Source organism: Polaromonas sp. P1_E1_2, assembly GCF_056406035.1.
In genome coordinates this window covers 1-4176 of sequence record NZ_JBFUAZ010000383.1, presented here as the reverse complement: position 1 = coordinate 4176, position 4176 = coordinate 1, and the positions used below count along the sequence as shown (strand labels likewise).

General features: G+C 57.6%; 4 protein-coding genes and 2 pseudogenes. 5 read left to right on the top strand and 1 reads right to left on the bottom strand.

Annotated elements, in window-relative coordinates; genetic code table 11:
• Both AC1D1P_RS16205 and AC1D1P_RS16200 read left to right on the top strand, forming a co-directional pair.
• A partial coding sequence (locus tag AC1D1P_RS16205) for an ATP-binding cassette domain-containing protein (RefSeq protein WP_477673675.1) occupies nucleotides 1–1172 on the top strand: 1172 nt, incomplete at its 5' end.
• A gap of 67 nt (nucleotides 1173–1239) precedes the next feature.
• Entirely contained in the window at nucleotides 1240–1743 is a 504-nt protein-coding gene (locus AC1D1P_RS16200) for a hypothetical protein (RefSeq protein ID WP_457280831.1), read from the top strand.
• Between the two features lie 252 nt (nucleotides 1744–1995).
• Here AC1D1P_RS16200 and AC1D1P_RS16195 read toward each other — a convergent pair whose 3' ends face one another.
• Complete coding sequence (locus tag AC1D1P_RS16195) at nucleotides 1996–2823, bottom strand: hypothetical protein (RefSeq protein ID WP_477673674.1); 828 nt, start codon at nucleotides 2821–2823, stop codon at nucleotides 1996–1998.
• Nucleotides 2824–3045: 222 nt separating this feature from the next.
• Between AC1D1P_RS16195 and AC1D1P_RS16190 the strand changes: the two are divergent.
• From AC1D1P_RS16190 to istB, 3 genes and pseudogenes are all read left to right on the top strand, one after another.
• Nucleotides 3046–3303, top strand: a pseudogene (locus AC1D1P_RS16190) (IS21 family transposase); the annotation flags it as partial.
• A 2-nt stretch (nucleotides 3304–3305) separates the two neighbouring features.
• Nucleotides 3306–3542 (top strand): annotated as a pseudogene (locus AC1D1P_RS16185) (IS21 family transposase); the annotation flags it as partial.
• Nucleotides 3532–4176 (top strand): IS21-like element helper ATPase IstB (gene istB / locus AC1D1P_RS16180; protein WP_477673673.1); only part of this gene is annotated, 645 nt, incomplete at its 3' end. The pseudogene AC1D1P_RS16185 and the gene istB, both read left to right, overlap by 11 nt.

Genomic DNA, 4176 nt, shown 5'->3' with positions numbered 1-4176 from the left:
AGGCACTGGACCGGATGGAGAAGATCGCCCCGCTGCTGGCTGAAGCCGACTTCACTTTCGAGTTCAAGGAGCCGGCCAACCTGCCCAATCCCATGCTGTCGATGCAGAACGCCTACTTCGGCTACCCACCGCTTGAAGACGCCCCGGAAGGTACGCCGCCCACAGTCATCGTGCAGAACGTCAGCAAGTCGGTGCTGGCCGGACAGCGCATCGGCATCCTGGGCGCCAACGGGCAGGGCAAGTCCACACTGGTGAAAACTGTGGCGCGCGCACTCGCGCCCATCAGCGGCGAGATGATTGAGGGCAAGGGCCTGAACATCGGCTACTTCGCCCAGCAGGAGCTGGACGTGCTGCGCCCGGCCGACAACCCGCTTGAGCACATGATCCGCCTTGTAAAGGAAGTCACCGCCGCCGGCAAGATGGGCAACCAGCCTACACGTGAGCAGGATTTGCGCAGCTTTCTGGGTAATTTCAATTTTGGCGGAGACATGGTCAAACAGGCCGTGGGCAGCATGAGTGGCGGTGAAAAAGCACGCCTGGTGTTGTGCATGATCGTCTGGCAGCGCCCCAACCTGCTGCTGCTTGATGAGCCGACCAACCACCTGGACCTGGCCACGCGCGAAGCCTTGTCGATGGCACTCAATGAGTTTGAAGGCACCGTCATGCTGGTGAGCCACGACCGCGCGTTGCTGCGCGCCGTCTGCGACGAGTTCTGGATGGTGTCCCAAGGCGGCGTCGCCCCCTTTGACGGCGACCTGGACGACTACCAGAAGTACCTGCTGGACCATGCCAAACGCCAGCGCGAGGAAGCCAAAAAGACCGGCAGCGCGACCCCGGTTGCCGCTGCCAAGTCAGTTACCCCCGCTGCGGCAGCTGAAGAAAAGAAAGCCGTGCCGCGCGAGACGCCCGAGCAACGCAAGCTCGATGCACAGCGCCGCCAGCAGCAGGCCGAAGCCACCAAGCCGCTGCGCAAGGAAATCGAGAAAATCGACCTTCGCATGAAGGCACTCACCAGCGAGCGCGACAGCCTTCAAGCGCTGTTGACCACCACCACCGCGCCGGCGGAGATCGCCCAGACCGGCAAGCGCCTCAAGGCCATCGAGGGCGAAATAGACATGCTGGAAGAACGGTGGCTTGAGCTGACCGAACAGATCGAGACGGCTGCAGTGTAAAGTGGCGAAAGGATCCTTGACGGCACCACGCCGCCGGGGTCACCCATTTTGTGAAAGGGCCCGATTGATGCCTTCAGCCTTGCACATGGCCGCGGACGACGCGGCACTTGAAGCCGCCGTCAAACGCAGCCGCAAACTGCTGAACAAGCGCGCCATGGTGGCGGCCGCAGCCAGTGCCGTGCCGGTGCCTGGGCTGGACTGGGCGGTGGACGCGGCGATGCTGTCCCGGCTCATCCCGGAAATCAACAGGGAGTTCGGTCTCACGCCCCAACAGCTTGACAGGCTGGAGCCCAGAAAGCGCGACCAGGTGCAAAAAGCCGTCACGCTGGTAGGTTCGGTGCTCATCGGAAAATTTATCAGCCGTGACCTTGTCATCAAGGCTGCCACCAAGATCGGCGTTCGCCTGACCACCAAACAGGTTGCCAAGTATGTGCCACTGGCCGGCCAGATCGTATCGGCCGCAGTCGGCTATGCGGCGATACGCTACCTGGGCGAAGAGCACATGAAAGACTGTATCCGGGTGGCGAAGCAGGCGGAGATGGAGCTGCCCTTGCTGGGCTACTCGGCTTGAGCCCGCAAAGCCCGCCTTCGGGAGTTTGTCAGCAGAACAACAAAAAAGGACCTAGCCTTGCGGCTAAGTCCTTGATGTACTTGGTGGGTTCTGACAGATTCGAACTGTCGACCTACGGATTAAGAGTGAGAGAAATCGTTATTTATCAATGACTTATGCTCGCCTTCGCTCGTCACGTTTCGCCGAAACTCGCCAGAATTGTCACGCGGCCTATTGCCAGGGGATTAAAGGTCATCACTAGTGGCTCCGCCGCTACTTCGCGACAACCCGGGTGATATGACCTTCACGCAGTTGCCCGTCCCAGAGTGGTACGAATGCGTTAAGGCCTTCCACGAACAGATATTTGCCTTCAAGAGTTGCGTTTGTCCCAATCGCCCCTGTATGGAAGGTAGAGCTGAGTTCATAAAACTTCCAGCTTGCCGCCGCTTTCCCTGAAAAAACCACGCTCCTGTACCCTGCCCGCACTTCGTTCAGAGTCATGGGGCCAGCCAAAACTTTCAGCGTCCAAGAGCGCTGACGAAGATCTAGGCTTTCGGGCCGGAAACCGATGCGTGAATGAGATTCGAGGGAAGAGCTGACAGAAAACTCTTTCCCCACAGTAAGGGGGAACAGAGGTTGCAAACACTTGACATCCTGTGCAACTGAATAGAAATCAGCGGATTCGCCTATCAGCGGCCCATCTACGTTAAGCACATGACTCACCGACCATATTGCTACTCCGGGGAAAAGAGAAATGTGTTTATAGGTGCGCCTGACGTTTGGATTCTCCTCTCCACGTGCCTCGACGATAACGGCGCCGTTGCCCAACGGCTTATATGAACTACTGCCAGTCGCGGATTGGCCTGCAATGGGCGGGTTGGCCCACACGCCGGTTAGCTCGATTTCGTATGCGGTCGTTGGCACACTTGTTTGACCAAGGCAGCGCCGCGCCGCGTCCGTTATCTGCTGTGTGTAGTCCTGAAGGTCAATGACTAATTCCCCGGCCTGAGAATCTCTCGCCGGGCCGCCAGTCTGCGCCATCGCAGGAGCTGTAATTGCAACAAGAAGCGTGACGACTGCGGTCGTGACGATAGCGCGCATCAAGGCTCCTTCGAATTTTTTTTGTTTAAAGCAAGGGTTCTGGCGCTCAAAGTAGTGATGTTCATTCTGCTGTTGCTCTAGGTTAATAGGCTTTCTTGACCTCACTGCGCCCTATGTGTTGAATTCCGTCGAAATCTGATCCATTTAGCGCAGTAATTTCCATCCAAAACTGACCCACGTAGGCACTACCCTGCTTGTTTTAAAAGCAGGGGGAAATTAGGAGTGATAGACGTGGCGACATTGAATGTCATCAGACGTTGGGCATTGCGGGATCAGATGTCCATTCGCGAGATCTCAAGGCGTACAGGCCTGGCTCGCAACACAATAAAGAAGCACCTGCGATCGGAAGAGAGCGAGCCCAAGTACCCAAGGCGGGTCAGCTCAACTAAGCTCGATCCCTACGCTGAGAAGCTGGCCACCTGGCTGGGAATCGAGGCAACAAAATCGCGGAAACAGCGGCGCACTTTGAGGCAGATCCACACATGCAGCATGACGAGCAAGCGGTGCTGGCAGCCATAGAGACCTCCCTGGATGCTGGAGTTGCAACCAAGACCCATATCCTGAACGTGCTGCACCGCCTGGTGGATGGAAAGACCGCCGTTCCCGAGGTCATCGCCCCTCAGGCCCTGAAGCTGGCCAGGGAGCCACAGGCCAACGTCGGGCGCTATGACTCGCTTCGGGAGGTCGAGGAGAACCAGGAGCTGCGCCATGGCACGTGATTCGGCCTCAAATTCAATCGTAGCCCTTCTAAAGGGACTCAAAATGCACGGCATGGCTCAGGCTGTAGCCGAGCTAGGGGATCAAGGCGCCCCTGCGTTCGAGGCCGCTCAGCCGATCCTTGYCCAGTTGCTCAAAGCCGAAACCGCGGAGCGTGAAGTGCGATCCATGGCTTACCAAATGAAGTTGGCCAGGTTCCCTGCATACCGGGACCTGGCAGGCTTTGACTTCAGCCACAGCGAAGTGAACGAGGCAATGGTGCGCCAGTTGCATCGATGCGAGTTCCTCGACAAGGCTCAAAACATCGTTCTGGTTGGTGGCCCAGGCACCGGAAAGACTCATTTGGCCACTGCGATAGGAGTCCAGGCCATTGAGCATCACCACTTGCGTGTCCGATTCCTCTCCACGATTGAGCTGGTCAACGCTCTGGAGCTTGAGAAGGCCAATGGCAATGCAGGGCAGATCGCTCATCGGTTGATGTACGTGGATCTGGTGATTCTGGATGAGCTGGGCTATCTGCCGTTCAGCGAGTCAGGAGGTGCACTCCTCTTTCACTTGCTTTCCAAGCTCTACGAAAGAACTAGTGTCGTAATTACGACCAATTTGAGCTTTGGAGAATGGGCCAGTGTCTTTGGT

Excerpts from the sequence above, each read along its gene's own strand:
- AC1D1P_RS16200 (WP_457280831.1), top strand. The coding sequence starts at position 1,240 with ATGCCTTCAGCCTTGCACATGGCCGCGGACGACGCGGCACTTGAAGCC.
- AC1D1P_RS16195 (WP_477673674.1), bottom strand. The coding sequence starts at position 2,823 with ATGCGCGCTATCGTCACGACCGCAGTCGTCACGCTTCTTGTTGCAATT.